This window comes from Limosilactobacillus ingluviei DSM 15946, from assembly GCF_001435775.1.
Taxonomy (GTDB): domain Bacteria; phylum Bacillota; class Bacilli; order Lactobacillales; family Lactobacillaceae; genus Limosilactobacillus; species Limosilactobacillus ingluviei.
The window spans coordinates 1-16803 of record NZ_AZFK01000025.1; the positions used below are offsets into that span (position 1 = coordinate 1).

The window sequence follows — 16803 nt, forward strand, 5'->3', positions numbered from 1 at the left end:
AGTGACCTACTAACCGTATTTTTACCCTTAACTTAATGACATTAATTTATAGATATTCCCTGTGTCATTTGGCGGCCGTGCGCTGATTTTTTTGCGCTCCCTCCCCACCACTATTTGTGAACAGCCGCTCGCTACTTGTTCCAGTCTCACTGACACGGCTTGGTTTCTCAGCAAACGGGCCAAAAAGTTTGTGAAAAAAGTTAAAAATCGCGCCCTTTCGCGTATATATAATTAGGGAGGCAGCTCCCGAGGAAAGTGGCACGCCCGGCTCGCTGAAAAGCGGTAGGAATGCTACAATAAGGATAGGAGCGATGAAATGACACAGCAGTACTTTGATTTCACCAACGACTTGATCTTTCGCTGGGTGATGGAACGCGAGGAAAATTGTCTCGCGATCCTGCGGGTAATTTTACCGGAGCTTAAAATTACGGCGGTCAAACGGCGGGAGAATGAACACCCCGTTGATTACCTGGCCTTTGATGATGAACGCGGGGTCCGCTTTGACGCGATCATCGAGGACGACCGGGAACGGTTTTACGATGTGGAAATGCAGGTGGCCTATCAACTGGGATTGGGCAAACGAGTCCGTTATTACCAATCGCAGATCGATCAAGAAACGCTGAAGAAGAGCGAACACTACGATGCCCTGCGGGAAAGCTACGTGATCTTCTTTTGCGCCTTTGATCCGTGCGGGCAGGACCGGCGCTTATACCAGTTCCACTACTACGAGGATACGGACCGGCAGTTGCGCTTGCCGACCAACTCGCACGTGATTCTGATCAATGCCTTGGGCACCAGGGCCAAATCACCCCAGAGTTGGCAGCAGTCCTGGACGTCATGAACCGCCGGCGCGATAACCCCAACCCGCTGGCGGTCAGCTTGGTAAAAGAAATCGACGGCTACAATCAAGACAAGAAACGGAGGCGCGCACTGATGAACTTGGAAACACGCTTATACGACGAACGCAAGCTGGGATTGGAGCAAGGAGTAAAGATCGGGATCGACCAAGGATTGACGCAAGGTCGACAAGAAGGCTTGACACAAGGTCGACAAGAAGGTCGTGAGGAAGGCTTGGCGCAAGGTCGAAACGAAGGCCGCGTCGAAGCCATTCAGGCGGCCCTAACCTTTTTCAAAAGCCAGGGACAGGCGCCAACCGAAGTGGTCGCTAACCTTAGTCAGATGTTTCACCTGTCCCAACAAACGGCACAGAACTATTACGATCAATTGGCGGTAAAGCAAGGCTGACCAAACGCGACGACGCATACTGATCAGCCCTGCTTCGTTGCTTTAACCAAAGCAACAGCCCCCTTCTCATTTCTTTTTAATTTTCCCTTGACAGCCCCGCTACCAGCCGGTATGATAAAATCAACAAAAACAAAGGAGAGCTAGAATCATGAATTACGTTGCTTCACAATTCAAATCTTGGTGGCAAAGCCGGTAATTCAGGTTGACCGCGGTGCGGATGCAGCCTGAAGATTTTCAGATTGCATCTGTACCGGCTAGCTGATTAAATCAGTGCCCGTACGGATCCCACGTGCGGGCTTTTCTTTTCCAAGGCCCCGCGTGGTGTGTACGCGGGGTCTTTCTTTTTACCCCTTTGTTCCACATTACTCACCTGGGAGGAATCATCATGAAACGAATGTCTGCCCTGATCGCGATCCTGATCGCCTTTCTCGGTTTTGCTTTTTTCACCGACAACGGCGGATCGACCTTCAGCCTCAATAAAAAGCCCAAGGTCGGGGTGCTGACCTTAATGCACCACCCGGCCCTGGACCAAATCTACCACGGTTTCGTCCACCAGTTAGCTAAGGAAGGCTACCACGATGGCAAAAACATTACCATCGAGTACCAAAATGCCAACGGGGACCAATCCAACCTCAAGACGATGGCCAACAAGTTAGTCAACGACAACGCCACGATCCTCTTTGGGATCACCACCCCCGCCAGCCAGGCCCTGGCCAACACCACGACTAAGACCCCAATTGTCTTAGGGGCGGTCACCGACCCAAAGGGGGCCGGGTTGGTCAAAAACAATCAGCACCCCGGCGGCAACATCACCGGGATCTCCGGACAAGCCCCGGTCTTAGAACAACTGCAGCTGGTTAAGAAATTCATGCCCCACGCCAAAACCTTTGGCCTGATCTACACGTCCTCAGACCCATCGGCAGCCTCGGAAGCCAAGATCTTCATCAAGACGGCCAAACAACTCAAGATGAACCTCAAGGTCGCTTCGATTGCCAACAGTAACGACCTCAACCAGGTTTCCCAAGCCCTGCTGAGCGAAGTCGACGCCGTGATCGTGCCGACCGACAATACGATCGCCGGAGCGATGCAGACCCTGGTCAAAAACGCTGACGCCGTCAACAAGCCGGTCTTCCCGGCCGTTGACACGATGGTCAAGCAAGGCGGGGTCGCCACCTACTCGATCAACCAATTTAAGATGGGCGAAGAAGGGGGCAAGGTAGCGGCCGCGATCCTGCGCGGGGACAAGAAACCCGCTACCACGGCGATCGAATACATCCGCCACGGCGAACCGGTCTTAAACCTCAAGCAGGCCCAAAAGCTTGGCCTGACGATTCCAAAGGATTTCCAACAAGAAGCCACGAACCACGGGGAGGTATTTAAATAATGGGACTGATTACATCATCCATCGGCCAGGGGCTGCTCTGGGCTTTACTCGGCCTCGGGCTCTACCTTAGTTTCCGCATCTTAAACGTCACTGATATGACCGTCGAAGGGACCTTCCCACTTGGGGCGGCCACCGCAGTTTCCCTGATCACCCACGGGGTCAACCCCCTGCTGGCTTCCCTGGTCGCCTGTCTGGCCGGGGCGCTGGCCGGGCTGATTACCGGTCTGTTGACCACCAAGGGCAAGATTCCCAGCCTCCTCGCCGGGATTTTGACGATGACGGCCGCCTACTCGGTCAACCTGCGGATCATGGGCAACAAGTCCAACCTGTCCTTGATGGGCCAAACGACCCTCTTTTCCAACGCCTTTTTAAAGCAGCTGCCGCAGTACTTCGACAGCGTCGTCTTAGGGCTGATCGTGATCGCGATCGTAACCGGCTTGATCGTGCTGTTCTTAAACACCGAATACGGCCAAGCCTTCATTGCCACCGGGGACAACCCGGCCATGGCCCGCTCAATGGGGATCGCGACCAACAAGATGGTCATCTTTGGGCTAATGCTGTCCAACGGTTTGGTCGGCCTGTGCGGGGCCTTAGTCGCCCAAAGCAACGGCTATGCCGACATCAACATGGGGATCGGGACGATCGTGATCGCCTTGGCCTCAATCATTATCGGGGAAGTTGCCTTCGGGGAATTGACGCTGGGCCAACGCTTGGTCGCCGTCACCCTCGGGAGTATCATCTACCGTTTGATCCTGCTCGCCGTCTTGCAGTTGGGCTTCTCGGCCAACGACTTAAACCTGATTTCTTCGATCGTCTTAGCCCTGTGCATGATGCTGCCACAGCTGGATAAGATTTTGAACCTGAAAAAGCCAATCCTAAAGGGGGTCGCTACCCATGACTGAACCAATTCTGGAACTGAAAAACGTCTCAACCGTCGTCAATAAGGGGACGGCCAGTGAAACCACGATTTTAAAGGGGCTCTCCTTGAAAATCAACCCGGGGGATTTCATCACAATCGTCGGGACCAACGGGGCCGGTAAATCGACCCTCTTTAACGTCATCGGTGGCAATCTGATCGCCGACGCTGGCCAAGTCCTTCACAACGGCCATGACATCACCCACCAAGGGGAAGTCGCCCGGACCAGCTTTTTAAGCCGGGTCTTTCAAGATCCAAAATTAGGCACGGCGCCGCGGATGACGGTTGCCGAAAACCTCCTGTTAGCTACCCGGCGGGGTCAACGGCGGCGGTTACGCTTCCGGGGCCTCAAGCAGCGCTTGGCTGAATTTGCCCAACTGGCCGCGTCGATGAACAACGGCCTGGAAAACCGGCTGAACACCGCCACCGGGGCCCTGTCCGGCGGCCAACGCCAGGCGCTCAGTTTTTTGATGGCGACCCTCAAGCGGCCCGACATCCTCTTATTGGATGAACACACCGCCGCCTTAGACCCCCACACCAGCGCCACTTTGATGCAAGCCACCAACGCCCGGATCACCGAAGATCACTTGACGGCCCTGATGATCACCCACCACATGGAGGACGCGATCAAGTATGGCAACCGCCTCTTGGTCTTAAAGGACGGCCAAATCAAGGCCGACTTGACCGGCGCCGAAAAAGCGAACCTAACCCCGGAAAAATTAGCCGGTTACTTTGAATAGTAATGTAGAGACTGACAAGGAGCTAGCTTTTTGGCTAGACCTTAGAAAGTAACAACAAAAAGCGCTAGCAATCAACGTTTTCAGCAACGTGATTGCTAGCGCTTTTGAAATTTTAGGACTTTTTTCTTAACCTCTTTTTGCTTACTTGATTGGCTTATCATTTGCGTGGATAATATCTTTGTCAATGATGTAAGGTGAAAATAGATGAGTTCAACCCCTAGAAAAGAAGCCCAAACTCTGGGCCACACCAACTTCGCTTGCTCTTTAACACCGGATCAAATGGCAGATCTCGAACTGCAAACTGCCATTCAACAAGTCCCTGTCAAACAACTTCGAACCCCAAAGGAACTTGCGGACTTTTTCAATGGTGAAGATTAACGAAAACTATGTATTGGCCGGCGCGACCGGCCCTAAACACTCACGGCCCCACCCTAAACGGGGACCGCTCTTTGAATTAATTACTTACCAGCGCCACCTTCATGATCGGCTTCGCCACTGGCCCAAACCTTCGTGGCATACAAGGAATTAAAGAACAAGGCTGCTTCCAGGGCAACTTGCGACAGGGCGGCCCCAAAGGTTCCGATCGCCGTCGCCCCGGTCGCAATCTGCACCGCTAAAATTCCCCAGTAGATAATGTTGGCTAAGTTGACCACAATCCACAGCGACCAGTTTTCCTGGAACTTGAGGATGTAGAGAATCTGGGCAATAAAGCTGACCACAAAGTTAATCGAGTCAAAGTATGGCAATTGACCGTGAACCAAGGCGAGGATCCACCAGCCCAGCCCCCAAGCCACAAAGGCCCCGGCAAAGATCAAGCTCCGGGTTTGCTTAGAAAAACGCTTGGTAGCTTCATCATGGCCCCACATGAACCACCCGATCGGCTGAGAAATTACATAGAAAATGTCCATCGCAAAGGACCCGTAGGCGTGGCTGATCCAGGCAACGTACGTCATCGCCAAGCACTGAAGAAAGCCAAAAATAAAGGAGATTTTGCGCCCCTTCATCCCGTAGACCAGACACAGGGTCCCAAAGATCCCCGAGGCCATCCCGATCCAACTGTCCGGGGCGATCAGGTAGACGATGACCTGCAAGGCCAACAAAATACTGATGTAGGTGACTTCAAATTTCTTCCAATTGGTAAAAAGCTGGTTGTACCACCAGCCGTGCGGGGTTTCTTGCATTTTTATTTCCTCCAAACTAAGTCCTAATTTAACTTGTCGCTCATTTTATCACTTTCAAAATATAAATAAACAACATTTTTGGAATAACTTGAAATTATACCTTGCTAAACCGCCCATCAGCGACAATAATTAGGACCAATTAAACAGAAAAGAGGTCATTACAATGCCCAAAGCACTCTTAATTATTGATTACACCAACGACTTTATTGCCGACCAAGGGGCCTTAACCTGTGGCCGGCCGGCTCAGGCGTTGGCCCCCTACATCACCCACCTCGCCGAAGAATTCTACCAAGCCGGCGACTACGTCATTTTCCCGACCGACGCCCACAATCCCAATGACCACTTCCACCCAGAAAGCAAGCTTTTCCCACCGCACAATCTGGTCGGGACTTGGGGCCAAGCTTTATACGGTCCCGTCAAGGACTGGTACGATGCCCACCAAGCGGACGAACGCGTCTACCAGTTCAACAAAAACCGCTACTCGGCCTTTCAAAACACCAATCTGGACAACTACCTGCGCGAACGCCAGATCAACGAACTGTGGTTGGTCGGGGTCTGCACCGACATTTGTGTTCTGCACACTGCAATGGCCGCCTACAACTTAAACTACCAGCTCACGATCCCAGCCGCCGGGGTCACTACCTTTACCGAACACGGCCAGGAATGGGCACTGGACCACTTTGCCCACAGCCTAGGGGCAAAGGTGCTGGCCTAGCTTAATCCGGCAATAACCCTGAAGCCATCAAAGATCATCAGCGCTCCCCGTCACCGGGAGCGCTTTTATTTTCGATCTTTAATTTTTTAGGTCTCAATCACCACTTATCCACAACAACTAAAGCGAACGCTTGCTTCAATTAAATTCAAAATATCACCTCCAAGGGTAGCTTCACCGAAAATAATTTGTTAATATCGAACTAAAGAGAAAATAAATTCGTAAAAACCACCAAGGAGAAAAACAAATGAGTACCCGTGCCGTGATTTTTAAAGTGTTAGCCAGTGGTGAAGTCCGCGGCGTTTATTGTCATTGCGACGGCGGTTTGGACTGCGTGGGCGCAATCCTGAACCTTGCCTATCACGATCCCGCCAAGGTCGACCAACTTCTGGCCCTTGGCGACCTCTTAGCCTTAGGGATGGAAGTTAAGGCCGGTCCCCGGCTGCCGATCTACGAACACGTCATCGCCTATCATCGTGATTACGGTGAACCTTGGCATGACACCCGCTATTCTTCCTACGACGAGCTGTACCATAAGCTGACTGCTACCGGAGCGTTTTGGTTGATCGACTACGTCTACGTGATGAAGCTTGACCAAACTGGCCACTACCAGTGGTACGTCGCTGAACACCAACCGAATGATTCCGGTAAGTACCAAGCCCCACGCTTGCTACGCGAGGCAATCGCGGAACGGATTGAACAAGAGCAAGCGGGTGAAAATGATGCGTAAAGCGTTACCGTTTGAGGTCATTGCTTTATCCCTGTTGGATGCAGCGGACCAGCCCATTGATTACCTTACCTTCCACAATAATTCCGCGCCAATCAACTTCACGGTCCGGCTGGCCCTGTACTTACCAGCCCCATTAAGCGCTCCCGCCGCGGGCGTTTACGGTCTGGTGACGACCAGTCTGGCGGCCCCTTTCCCAACCTTAGCCCAGCCGACCGTCAGTGTACCACCCGATCTAGAGCCCGGCTTGGTCATCGTGAAGTTGAGTTGCCAAGTCGTTGGCACTGACTTGGCGGCGCATTCGCGCTTACATCTGCTACTTTCTTATGCCCCCGTTGGTCCCGCCGACCCCCAGCTGAACGATTTGTTTTGGAAAGGTGTCTTTTTAAATACCGTCATTCCGCTTGAGGTGCTAAAATGAAAGCAGCAACGTTAAACAACCACGACCCAAACTGGGAAAAACGGTTCTTCACGGCCCAACTAAAAACTACTGATGGGGGTGATGGTATGGATGGCCAGTACGTAACCCGCGAAGAATTTAATACTGCCATGCACAAGGTCAATCAAAACTTCACCAAGGTTGAAGCCCGGTTTGATGTGACCGACCAAAAAATTGATAAGCTTGATCAAAAGATTGAGAACCGGTCCGATCTTCTAGATCAAAAAATCGACAACCGCTTTGCGACCTTGGATCAAAAAATCGACGATCGCTTTGACGTCTTAGGCGCCAAAATCGATGCCTTAATTCGCGTTACGTGGTGGAGGTGCGGGATTAATCATCCCCCTATTGACCTTAATCATCCACCAAATTCTTAAACTTTAATCCTTACCGTACTAATAAAGCGCGTCCGCCAGTCCCTTGACTGAGCGCACGCGCTTTATTCATTCGATGCGTTAGTTATTCCACGACCGGGTAGTTTGGCCGCTTACCATTTAAAATCAATAAGACATCATCCAACCCCATCGTCACAATATTGCGCATCGCCGTATCAGTGTAAAAGGCACTGTGGGGCGAAATCAAGACGTTCGGCATCGCTCGTAAAGTCTTGTAGTCGGCTGGAATCTCTTCGGGTTGGGCCTGTTTTTCAAAGAATTGCCCCTCCTTGGCCAAGGTATCCAGAGCAGCCCCGGCAATTTCGTGGTTTTGTAAGGCAGCGATCAAATCAGCGGTTACCACCAAGCCCCCGCGGGCCATATTGATCAGGTAGGCCGTCTTTTTCATCTGCTTTAAGGCGGCCGCGCCAATCATGTTGGCCGTTTCAGCGTTGAGCGGGGTGTGGAGGGTCACGATGTCGGATTCTTTGAGGACCGTGGTCAAATCCGTGTAAGTCAAGTATGGTTCTAATTCCGCGTGGTGGACCGGATCAACCGCCAGGACCTTTGCCCCCAAGGCCGCATACAGCTGGGCAGTGGCCCCACCAATGTGGCCGGCGCCGATCACGCCGACCGTCAAATTATAGATTTCGGTACTTTCCAGCCCACTCCAGCGGAAGTCCAGCTGGTCCATCCGCGCATCATAATAGCCCAACTTGCGGACCAGGCGCAACGCTTGGGTCAACCCCATTTCCGCGATTGCCCGCGGCGAGTAAGCCGGTACGTTGGTGACCGTCAGGCCATTTTCCCGGGCCAACTTCAAGTTAATAAAGTCAAAGCCAACCATCCGCGCGGTAATCTGCTTGATGCCAAAGGACTTTAAGGTTGGATAAATCGAGGGATCCAGCGGAATCGTCTGCTGAACGTTGATCCCGTCGAAGCCCTTGGCTAAGCCCACAGTTTCCGGGGTCAGTCGCTCAGCCACCGACTTAATCTCAACGTCGTGTTCCCGAGCCCAAGCGTCAATAAAGGGCTGTTCTTCATCCAAGACCGCATACATAATAATCTTTTTCATAAGCTGCCTCCTACCACTGTAATTGTTTCATCCGCGCCACGGCTTCTTCTAAGACTGCCTGCTTTTGAGTGGCCGCAATCCGCACAAAGCCTTCCCCGGCCGGACCAAAGGCCACCCCGGGAACAACCAGGATCCCGGCTTCTTCTAAGAGCTTGTCGGCAAAGGCTACCGAATCCAGCCCCGTAGCCGTGATGTCTGGGAAGAGGTAAATGCTTCCCTTGGCCGGCGTGACCTTTAACCACGGCACTTCCGCCAGGGCTTGGTTTAAGTAGGTCAAGCGGGCCTGGAACTCACTCACCACCGGCGCCTTCATTTCATCATAATGCGCTAACGCATACAAGGCGGCGTCTTGGGACGGGGTTGGCGCCGAGAAGGTCACCGCGTCGTTAACGTAGCCGGCCGCGTCCACGAGCCATTTTGGCCCCGTTAAATAGCCGATCCGCCAGCCGGTCATCGCCATGTTCTTGGAAAAGCCACTGAAGACCACCGTGTGCGTAGGCGCATAAGTAGCCGGCGTCGCAAATTCCACCCCGGGTTCGAGGTAGTCGGCGTAGATTTCGTCACTAAAGATCAAGAAGTCGTGCTCCTGAGCCAACTTAGCCAGTCCCTCGGCCTCTTCCGCCGTCATGGCGTACCCGGTCGGGTTATTCGGCGAGTTGACGATTAAGACCTTGGTCTTGGCCGTAATTGCGGCTTCCACCGCCGCCAGATCAAAGGCAAAACCACGCGCCGGATCGGCAGGCACGTCAACGGCCACCCCACCGGCTAACTTAACTTGATCAAAATACGGGGAGAAGCACGGTTCCAAAATAATCGCTTCATCCCCCGGCGCAATGACCGCTTGCAAGGCCAAGAAAAGAGCGTGTTCGGTGCCGACCGTGACCATCACCTGGTCCGCCGTCGTCGGCCGCGCAAAGCGGGTGGTGTAAAAATCAGCGATGGCCTGGCGTAATGCCGGCTTTCCCATCACCGCCGTGTAGTGGGTATCCCCCGCCGCCACGGCTTTAAAAGCCGCTTCGGTAATCGCTGCCGGGGTCGGCAGGTCCGGATCCCCAATTGATAAATCAATCACGTTTTCCATCGTGGCCGCTTTTTCACAGACTTCCGCCAACAAATTTGGCGCTGGGGCTTGGTAAGCGGGGTTTAAAAATGTACGATCCATACAGAACATCTCCTCTTTGTACAGCGACTGGCCACCCCAGCCACTATTCACTTTCTAATGTTTTTATAATTATTAATCATACACTAAGTTAGGCGATTCGACAAGTAAAATGCAAGTTTTATGCACTAAATGCTGAATAATCATTATTTCATCCCCACCGCTTGCCTTTTCTTGTAAAGTCCGGTAGAATCGTCATGTTCAAAAACAATCAGGGAACGCAGCCGCGACAAAAAGTTATTTTTATACCATCTAAGTGTGGTAGCTAACCAGCGGTCGCTTCACCCCTACATTAATCATTTCTCATTTTAAGGAGTAACTTTTTATGACAGAATTAAAGCAATATTCCCCCGGCGCCTTTTGGAATAAGGTCATGTCGGCCGTGGCGATGGCGATCGTTGTTTCCGTCACGCCCAGCGCGATCATTGGGCCTGTCTTTCAGGCCCTCGCCGATCACGGTGCCTTCTGGGCCAGCTTAAATATGATCACTAACCTGGCGATGTACGCCGTTCCAGTCCTGTGTGGGGCCTTAGCCGCCGGTCAGTTTGGCTTCAACATGATTGAAAAGACTAGCGTCGCCTTAGCGACCTTAATTGGCTCGGGCGCCGTGGCTTACTCAGCCAAGGACCAAACCTATACCTTAATTGGGATGGGCGATTTGATCAATACGATCTTAGTGACCGCCTTGGCAATCGTTGTAATTTTTGCCGTCCGCCAATACGTCGGCAGCTGGTCGATCATTTGGGACCCAATCATCGGTGCCTGCGTGGTCGGTGGGATCGGGACTTGGACCTACCCTTACGTGCACCTGATCTCAACCACCGTCGGTACCTTCTTAAACCAGGTCACTAAACTGGAACCGCTGTTGATGTGCACGATCTTGGGCCTCGCCTTTGCCGTTATCATCGCCACTCCGTTGTCAACGGTCGGGCTGGCCTATGCCTTTTCCATCGCTGGAATCGCCGGTGGGGCCGCTTCGGTCGGGATCACGGCTTGTTTCTTCACCGTCGCCTACGCTGTTTCCAAGGTCAACGGCAAGGGGCTGGTGGTGGCGATGGCCTTTGGGTCGGTGAAGATGATGCTGGCCAACTTCTTGCGTCACCCCCAAATGTTGATTCCCATCGCCCTTTCCGGCGCCTTAGCCGGGTTGGTTGATTCCTTGCCGTTTGCCCGAATGGAAAACGGCGCCGCCTATGCCGGTTTCGGCTTCCCAGTCGCCCCGATCAACGCCTACACCCACCTCCACGGTAGCGTGGGCGCCAACTTACTGACGGTCGGGTTGATGTACTTGGTCTTACCCACGGTGGTCGCCCTGCTTTCCTACCATTTCTGCAAAAATGTCTTACACATTGTCGACGAAAACCATTGGTATGTCGACCTCAACGCCTAGTAAAAAAAGCTGGATCCTCCGCCGGATCCAGCTTTTTTTCGTGTTTTAAGCCAGGTTAATCAACCACGTGGCGTTCAAAGGGTTGGTCTGAAATCCCTTCCGCCAGAATCTTCTTGGCCCATTCCTTGGCCGAGAAGAGGGAGTGGTCACGGTAATTACCGCAGCTTTCAATCGTCGTCCCTTGGACATCTTCCCATTCCGTGTGGTAAGCAATTTCTTCCAGGGAGGACTTCAAGGCCTGAGCGACTTCCGTGGTCGAATGACGGCCCCAAGTAATCAGGTGGAACCCGGTCCGGCAACCAAACGGCGAGCAATCAATCACCCCAGTCAACCGATCCCGCAAGAGACCGGCCAACAAGTGTTCAATCGTGTGCAATCCAGCCGTAGGAATCGCATTTTCATTTGGTTGAACCAAGCGTAAATCGTAATTGCTGATTTCATCCCCCTTAGGCCCCGTTTCAACCGTAATCAACCGTACGTACGGAGCCTTGACCTTGGTATGATCAAGGGTAAAACTTTCTACTTCTGCCATCGCAAATTCCTCCTTTAAACTTCGGGGCGCGCCCCTTGTTCCTTATTCTTGATCAAATTCGAAGTGGCGTCAACATTTTTCTTACTTTTTAAAAGCTATTCGCCCCAAACTGCCTGGGCCACATCCCGAACCAGCTTGATCTTGGCCCATTGCTGGTCCTCAGTGAGTTGATTACCCTCTTCCGTCGAGGCAAAACCACACTGGGTACTTAAGGCAAGGTCGGCTGAAGCGACATACTGACTCGCTTCGGCGATGCGGGCCTTAAGTTGGGCCGGATCTTCGAGGGCGGCTTGCTTAGACGTTACCAGCCCCAAGACCACCTGCTTGCCGGCTGGCACTTGAGCCAACGGCGCGAAGTCCCCGGACCGGTCGTCATCAAATTCAAGGTAAAACGCAGCCACCTTTTCCTTGGCAAAGAGGGTCGCGGCGACCGGCGCGTAGCCCCCTTGGGCCGCCCACGTCGAGTGGTAGTTCCCCCGGCAGACGTGGGTCGAAACCCGCAGGTCGGCCGGCAGGTCCCGCAAGGCCCCATTGTTCAAACGCAAGTAGATTTCTTGGAGTTGCTCCCGGTCAAAGGACGTTTCATCGCGGGCTTGCCAGTACCGGTCATCGACGATCATCCCCCAGGTACAATCATCGAGTTTGAGATTGCGACATCCCGCCGCATACAAGGCCAAGATTAAGTCCCGGTAGGCGTTGGCAATGTCAGTAAATAAGGCTTCATCCGTAGGGTAGACTTTACGTAAAGCGGCCACGTTTTCCGGCCCCCGCACCAGTTCCGCGTATAGTTGGGCCGGGGCCGGAATTGATTGCCGCGGAGTCAAATCCGTTCCGGCCGTAATCTGCTTTAAAAACTTGAAGGCCGCTAAATCCGGGTGCGTCCCGGTAAAGGTAATCTTGCCCGCCACCCGGGCTGAGTCGGCCCGGGTCTCTTCATCATGGAAGAAATAGCCGTGCTCGCGCACAATATGCTCGACGCCACCAAAGCCCCAGAAGGTATCCAGGTGCCAGTAGCTGCGCCGGAACTCACCGTCGGTTACCACCTTTAAACCGGCCGCGGCTTCTTTTTGCACCAGTTGCTTAATCTGTTCATCTTCGACTTGGGTTAGGGCTGCTTGGTCAATTTGCCCGGCCGCAAATTGGGCCCGCGCCTCCTTCAGGGCCGCTGGCCGTAAAAAGGAACCGACAATGTCATACCGTAATTTTGCACTCATCTTTATTTCCCCCTTAAACCAAAAAAATCCCTAGCCAGCACCTTCGTGTCTGACTAGGGACGTCAACTTCCTTTTGAAATCAACGGGTTACCACCCAAATTCAAGCTGGCCTTCCAACCAGCTCCTCAGTAAGTACCATCTGATACTTCGCCGTGGCTATCGGACGGCACCCCGTCAGTGGCTGATTATCACCACTGAAACGCTCCCAGACCATCTTCGGCAAGGCAACTTTGGCCGGCTTGCACCACCCCCGGCTCTCTGGGCAAAGCGCCCTTGCTTACTCATCTGTTCTCAGCGTTTTCTAATTTAATTGTCATTATCTTATAACCGCCGGTTGAGAAAGTCAACCCCGCCGGACCAATTAATTTTGCGCAGCCATCACCGCCGGAATAAAGTAGGGACAGTGCATCGCTTGGGGCACCTGATCCCACGCCACCGGATACCCGGCCCCGTGGGCACAAAAGACAGAACCAGGCGGATTTTCCAGGTCCGCGACCGGATCATAATTGGCCGCAGCTTCGATCGCCGCCGGATCCTGAGCCGGGTGAAAACCACCAAAGCGGACTGCTAATTGACCGCGCCCGTGGGTGTAGCCGCGCACCGTGGTGGGATAATCCCGTAAGGCCGCGACCGGGGCCCGGCCGGTTAACTGGACCAGCTCATCGCCCGTCGGCAGTTGGGCGGGCAATTGCAAGCTGCCCCCAAAGCGTTGGACATCCGTTAAGGCCCGGCCGACCTGCGCCGCGGGCAATCGTAGCGTAAAGTCATACCACGGCTCCAGCAAGGCCACTTTCCCTTGCGCCCGCAGGATCATCAAGCCTTGCCGGACCGCCCGCCAAGTCGCCTGGCGAAAATCACCGCCGCTGGTGTGCTTCAGGTGCCCACGCCCCCCGACCAAAGTGATTTTGACGTCGGTCAACGGCGCACCAATCAACACGCCACGATGTTCTTTGGCCCGTAAGGCCGCCAGGACCTGGCTTTGTAAATTGTGGGCCAGGACTTCTTCGCGCGTTGCCGTTGCCACCTGCACGCCACTGCCCGGCGCCCCGGGTTCTAGTAATAGGTGGGCTTCGGCGTAGTGGCGCAGGGGTTCGTAGTGGCCGACCCCTTCCACGGGGGCCGTAATGGTCTCGCGGTAGACGATCCCGGCCGGGACCAGGGTCACCGTTAGGCCAAAGCGCGCTTTGAGCAGCGCGGTCAGCACTTCAACTTGCACTTCCCCCATCAATTGCAGGGTTAAGGTACCTAACTCCTGGTTAACCAGCAAATGCAGCAGCGGTTCTTCATCGGCTAATTCCGTCAGGGCTGCCCGGACGGCCGCAAAGTCTGCCGCTGCCATTTGCACCGCGTAGTTAAGCACCGGGCGTAAGCTGGCCGGCGCCGCATCTGCGCTCGCCCCGAGCCCCTGCCCGGGGTAGGTCTGCTGGGGCCCCGCCACGGCCACCACTTCCCCGGCCAGTGCCCGGGGAACAATTTGAAATTGGGCGCCGTTGTAGCGACGTAATTGGTCCGCTTTTTCACCGGCGAGGATTTGCTTGGCGACCAGTTCATCGCCCAAGACCTTCAGCCAGGTCAACCGCGTGCCATCCGCCGCATGTGAAATCTTAAAGACCCGGGCGGCCATGGTCGGGGCAGGGACAAAGGCGGGCGTCCACGTCGTTAACCCCTGCAGCAATTCTTGAACCCCGGTTTGGTGCAAAGCGGCGCCAAAGTAGACCGGGACCACTTGCCGCGCGGCGACTAACTTGGTTACCACCGTCGCCGGGACCGTTCCGGTCGTGAGGTATTCGTCAAGGACGGCTTCATCACCTTGCATGGCAATTGCCTCCGCCGTTGCCGCTGGTTGCTTTGCAAGGGCCGTGGCTTGATTAAAGGGAATCACCGCGGCCCCAAATTCAGCTTGTAAATCCGCCAAGACTTGGGCCGGCTGCGCCCCCGCCTGATCAATTTTATTAATGAACACACAAGTTGGCACCTGATGGGCCGCTAATAATTCCCACAGAGTCCGGGTATGACTCTGGATTCCATCGCTGGCCGACACCACCAACACGGCTAGGTCTAAGATCGCCAAGACCCGCTCCACCGCCGGCGCAAAATCAACGTGGCCCGGGGTGTCCAAGAGGGTAAACTGCCAGTCGTCCACCACCAGTTCCGCCTGGTGATCAAAGATCGTGATCCCCCGTTGCTTTTCTAACGCCTCCGGGTCTAAAAAGGTATTCCCCAGATCGACCCGGCCGGCTTGGCGAATCGTCCCGGCTTGGTATAACATTCCCTCCGCCAAGGTCGTCTTGCCGGCGTCAACGTGGGCCATCAAGCCGATCGTTGCCTGCTTGGTCATTGCCGTCACTTCCTTGAAAAAAATCATATGCTTAGCTTACCACATTTTTGGCGGCGCAAAAAAGCAACCCCCAGTTCATTGCTCTCATTCATTGAACAATTCTACTTTGGCGTCCAGATTCACTATTAATTAGTGTCTTAAAGGAAGTCCTTCTAAAAACAATTTTTTGTAACAAAATTTATTTTTTATAATTAGAGTCCAAATTCTCCTTAGTGAACTGATTTATTTAATTAATAATCAATTATTTATGTAAACGTTTTACGAAGGTAGAAACTATTGAGGTTAACTTGCCAACCCAGCTGATTTCAGTTATTATGTTCCTGTTTAAATAGTAATCATTACTATTTAAAAATAAACAATGGAGGAAGAATATTGACACATGGTACGTAAACGAAAATTTCTCATTTTAGTAACTCTTGGCCTCGGTCTTTTGATTAGTAGTTTAGGTTTCAGCATCGATCAAATTGGGCAGACTACTAAACCAGCTCAAGCGGCATCTACAAAACCCATCCGCGTGGTCAGCAGTCTTAACTTCTACGGCGAAACAGCTAAGGCCGTCGCCGGCACACATGGCCAAGTAACCTCAGTAATCAATAGTGCAGCCGTAGAACCTCACGAATACAAACCAACTACGAAGCAGGCAAAACAAGTTGCTAAAGCCAACGTGGTGATTCAAAATGGGCTCGGTTATGATGGTTGGATGAAGAAATTGGCTAAGTCTACCAATAACACGAAAGCCCTCGTAAACGTTGCCGATGTGATCGGGAAAGCCGATGGCGCCAACGAACATATTTGGTATCAACCTAAAACAATGAGTAAGTTAGCTGACACCTTGGCTAATAGTTATGCGAAATTAGACCCAACCCATAAAGCGGACTATCAGGCTAACGCTGCTAAGTACAAAGCAAAGCTAGCTAAGCTAAACCAAGTAATTGATGATACAAAGCAAAAAGTAGATCCTGCTAACAATAAGGTTGATGTTAGCGAACCAGTTTTCAACTATGCTTTAGCTAACCTTGGCTATCAAGTCAACAACCCTCACTTCGCTAAAGCCGTTGAAGACAGTACTGACCCATCCCCAAAAGACATTCAGCAAATACAAAACGACATGAAAAAGCACAAAATTGCATTCTTTGTTAATAATAGTCAAGAAACTAATTCCACGGTCAAGAACCTCTTAAAAACCGCTAAGCAATCCAATATACCGGTTCTAAAGGTTACCGAAACTAAGCCAGATGGTAAGACTTATTTACAATGGATGACCGACCAATACAAAGCCCTTCAAAAAATTCAAGCTCGGCAAATTAAGTAAGGTCGCGAGTCGTACAATACCCTTAGAGGTTGACACTTTTAAAAATGAAAGTGTTGCCTTTGGGG

17 protein-coding genes are annotated in these 16803 nt (G+C 52.8%); 11 read left to right on the plus strand and 6 right to left on the minus strand.

Annotated elements, in window-relative coordinates:
* Nucleotides 1–316: 316 nt before the first annotated feature.
* The 5 genes from FC43_RS03925 (at nucleotide 317) to FC43_RS03945 (ending at nucleotide 4285) form a co-directional block, all read left to right on the plus strand.
* Nucleotides 317–841 carry an Rpn family recombination-promoting nuclease/putative transposase gene (locus FC43_RS03925; protein ID WP_056954301.1) on the plus strand — a complete coding sequence of 175 codons (525 nt, stop codon included), beginning with the start codon at nucleotides 317–319 and terminating at the stop codon, nucleotides 839–841.
* Nucleotides 817–1245 (plus strand): hypothetical protein, encoded by a 429-nt coding sequence (locus FC43_RS03930; RefSeq protein WP_162258984.1) that lies wholly within the window; start codon nucleotides 817–819, stop codon nucleotides 1243–1245. Before FC43_RS03925 ends, FC43_RS03930 begins: the two co-directional genes overlap by 25 nt.
* A 385-nt stretch (nucleotides 1246–1630) precedes the next feature.
* Entirely contained in the window at nucleotides 1631–2629 is a 999-nt protein-coding gene (trpX, locus tag FC43_RS03935) for a tryptophan ABC transporter substrate-binding protein (RefSeq protein WP_056954305.1), read from the plus strand.
* Nucleotides 2629–3531 carry an ABC transporter permease gene (locus FC43_RS03940; protein WP_019205181.1) on the plus strand — a complete coding sequence of 301 codons (903 nt, stop codon included), beginning with the start codon at nucleotides 2629–2631 and terminating at the stop codon, nucleotides 3529–3531. The genes trpX and FC43_RS03940 overlap by 1 nt, the downstream gene beginning before the upstream one ends.
* Nucleotides 3524–4285: an ABC transporter ATP-binding protein gene (locus tag FC43_RS03945; RefSeq protein WP_019205180.1), complete on the plus strand. Its 762-nt coding sequence runs from the start codon at nucleotides 3524–3526 to the stop codon at nucleotides 4283–4285. Before FC43_RS03940 ends, FC43_RS03945 begins: the two co-directional genes overlap by 8 nt.
* Before the next feature lie 458 nt (nucleotides 4286–4743).
* On the opposite strand, the gene pnuC is transcribed toward FC43_RS03945, so the two are convergent.
* The gene (gene pnuC / locus FC43_RS03950; protein ID WP_056954307.1) at nucleotides 4744–5466 is read right to left on the minus strand and encodes a nicotinamide riboside transporter PnuC; all 723 of its coding nucleotides are present in this window, start codon (nucleotides 5464–5466) and stop codon (nucleotides 4744–4746) included.
* A gap of 163 nt (nucleotides 5467–5629) precedes the next feature.
* Between pnuC and FC43_RS03955 the strand changes: the two genes are divergently transcribed.
* From FC43_RS03955 to FC43_RS03970, 4 genes are all read left to right on the plus strand, one after another.
* The gene (locus tag FC43_RS03955; protein ID WP_056954309.1) at nucleotides 5630–6181 is read left to right on the plus strand and encodes a cysteine hydrolase family protein; all 552 of its coding nucleotides are present in this window, start codon (nucleotides 5630–5632) and stop codon (nucleotides 6179–6181) included.
* Nucleotides 6182–6425: 244 nt separating this feature from the next.
* Nucleotides 6426–6908, plus strand: a complete 483-nt coding sequence (locus FC43_RS03960) for a hypothetical protein (protein WP_056954311.1) — start codon at nucleotides 6426–6428, stop codon at nucleotides 6906–6908.
* Nucleotides 6901–7326 (plus strand): hypothetical protein, encoded by a 426-nt coding sequence (locus FC43_RS03965; RefSeq protein ID WP_056954313.1) that lies wholly within the window; start codon nucleotides 6901–6903, stop codon nucleotides 7324–7326. Before FC43_RS03960 ends, FC43_RS03965 begins: the two co-directional genes overlap by 8 nt.
* The gene (locus FC43_RS03970) at nucleotides 7323–7721 is read left to right on the plus strand and encodes a hypothetical protein (RefSeq protein ID WP_056954314.1); all 399 of its coding nucleotides are present in this window, start codon (nucleotides 7323–7325) and stop codon (nucleotides 7719–7721) included. Before FC43_RS03965 ends, FC43_RS03970 begins: the two co-directional genes overlap by 4 nt.
* An 82-nt stretch (nucleotides 7722–7803) precedes the next feature.
* On the opposite strand, the gene FC43_RS03975 is transcribed toward FC43_RS03970, so the two are convergent.
* Complete coding sequence (locus tag FC43_RS03975; RefSeq protein WP_056954316.1) at nucleotides 7804–8793, minus strand: D-2-hydroxyacid dehydrogenase; 990 nt, start codon at nucleotides 8791–8793, stop codon at nucleotides 7804–7806.
* Nucleotides 8794–8803: 10 nt separating this feature from the next.
* Nucleotides 8804–9955, minus strand: a complete 1152-nt coding sequence (locus FC43_RS03980) for a pyridoxal phosphate-dependent aminotransferase (protein ID WP_056954318.1) — start codon at nucleotides 9953–9955, stop codon at nucleotides 8804–8806.
* Between the two features lie 322 nt (nucleotides 9956–10277).
* Here FC43_RS03980 and FC43_RS03985 point away from each other — a divergent pair, with 322 nt between their 5' ends.
* Complete coding sequence (locus tag FC43_RS03985) at nucleotides 10278–11342, plus strand: PTS sugar transporter subunit IIC (RefSeq protein WP_056954320.1); 1065 nt, start codon at nucleotides 10278–10280, stop codon at nucleotides 11340–11342.
* A gap of 55 nt (nucleotides 11343–11397) precedes the next feature.
* Here FC43_RS03985 and FC43_RS03990 read toward each other — a convergent pair whose 3' ends face one another.
* From FC43_RS03990 to FC43_RS04000, 3 genes are all read right to left on the minus strand, one after another.
* Nucleotides 11398–11874, minus strand: a complete 477-nt coding sequence (locus tag FC43_RS03990; protein ID WP_019205170.1) for an S-ribosylhomocysteine lyase — start codon at nucleotides 11872–11874, stop codon at nucleotides 11398–11400.
* Between the two features lie 95 nt (nucleotides 11875–11969).
* Nucleotides 11970–13088, minus strand: a complete 1119-nt coding sequence (locus tag FC43_RS03995; RefSeq protein ID WP_056954322.1) for a 5-methyltetrahydropteroyltriglutamate--homocysteine S-methyltransferase — start codon at nucleotides 13086–13088, stop codon at nucleotides 11970–11972.
* Nucleotides 13089–13449: 361 nt separating this feature from the next.
* Nucleotides 13450–15426: an elongation factor G gene (locus tag FC43_RS04000; protein ID WP_056954327.1), complete on the minus strand. Its 1977-nt coding sequence runs from the start codon at nucleotides 15424–15426 to the stop codon at nucleotides 13450–13452.
* A gap of 379 nt (nucleotides 15427–15805) precedes the next feature.
* Between FC43_RS04000 and FC43_RS04005 the strand changes: the two genes are divergently transcribed.
* On the plus strand, nucleotides 15806–16738 hold the full coding sequence (locus FC43_RS04005) for a metal ABC transporter solute-binding protein, Zn/Mn family (RefSeq protein WP_056954325.1): 933 nt from the start codon (nucleotides 15806–15808) through the stop codon (nucleotides 16736–16738).
* The last annotated feature ends 65 nt before the right edge of the window (nucleotides 16739–16803 follow it).

Excerpts from the sequence above, each read along its gene's own strand:
- FC43_RS03925 (WP_056954301.1), top strand. The coding sequence starts at position 317 with ATGACACAGCAGTACTTTGATTTCACCAACGACTTGATCTTTCGCTGG.
- trpX (WP_056954305.1), top strand. The coding sequence starts at position 1,631 with ATGAAACGAATGTCTGCCCTGATCGCGATCCTGATCGCCTTTCTCGGT.
- FC43_RS03940 (WP_019205181.1), top strand. The coding sequence starts at position 2,629 with ATGGGACTGATTACATCATCCATCGGCCAGGGGCTGCTCTGGGCTTTA.
- FC43_RS03945 (WP_019205180.1), top strand. The coding sequence starts at position 3,524 with ATGACTGAACCAATTCTGGAACTGAAAAACGTCTCAACCGTCGTCAAT.
- pnuC (WP_056954307.1), bottom strand. The coding sequence starts at position 5,466 with ATGCAAGAAACCCCGCACGGCTGGTGGTACAACCAGCTTTTTACCAAT.
- FC43_RS03955 (WP_056954309.1), top strand. The coding sequence starts at position 5,630 with ATGCCCAAAGCACTCTTAATTATTGATTACACCAACGACTTTATTGCC.
- FC43_RS03960 (WP_056954311.1), top strand. The coding sequence starts at position 6,426 with ATGAGTACCCGTGCCGTGATTTTTAAAGTGTTAGCCAGTGGTGAAGTC.
- FC43_RS03965 (WP_056954313.1), top strand. The coding sequence starts at position 6,901 with ATGCGTAAAGCGTTACCGTTTGAGGTCATTGCTTTATCCCTGTTGGAT.
- FC43_RS03970 (WP_056954314.1), top strand. The coding sequence starts at position 7,323 with ATGAAAGCAGCAACGTTAAACAACCACGACCCAAACTGGGAAAAACGG.
- FC43_RS03975 (WP_056954316.1), bottom strand. The coding sequence starts at position 8,793 with ATGAAAAAGATTATTATGTATGCGGTCTTGGATGAAGAACAGCCCTTT.
- FC43_RS03980 (WP_056954318.1), bottom strand. The coding sequence starts at position 9,955 with ATGGATCGTACATTTTTAAACCCCGCTTACCAAGCCCCAGCGCCAAAT.
- FC43_RS03985 (WP_056954320.1), top strand. The coding sequence starts at position 10,278 with ATGACAGAATTAAAGCAATATTCCCCCGGCGCCTTTTGGAATAAGGTC.
- FC43_RS03990 (WP_019205170.1), bottom strand. The coding sequence starts at position 11,874 with ATGGCAGAAGTAGAAAGTTTTACCCTTGATCATACCAAGGTCAAGGCT.
- FC43_RS03995 (WP_056954322.1), bottom strand. The coding sequence starts at position 13,088 with ATGAGTGCAAAATTACGGTATGACATTGTCGGTTCCTTTTTACGGCCA.
- FC43_RS04000 (WP_056954327.1), bottom strand. The coding sequence starts at position 15,426 with ATGACCAAGCAGGCAACGATCGGCTTGATGGCCCACGTTGACGCCGGC.
- FC43_RS04005 (WP_056954325.1), top strand. The coding sequence starts at position 15,806 with ATGGTACGTAAACGAAAATTTCTCATTTTAGTAACTCTTGGCCTCGGT.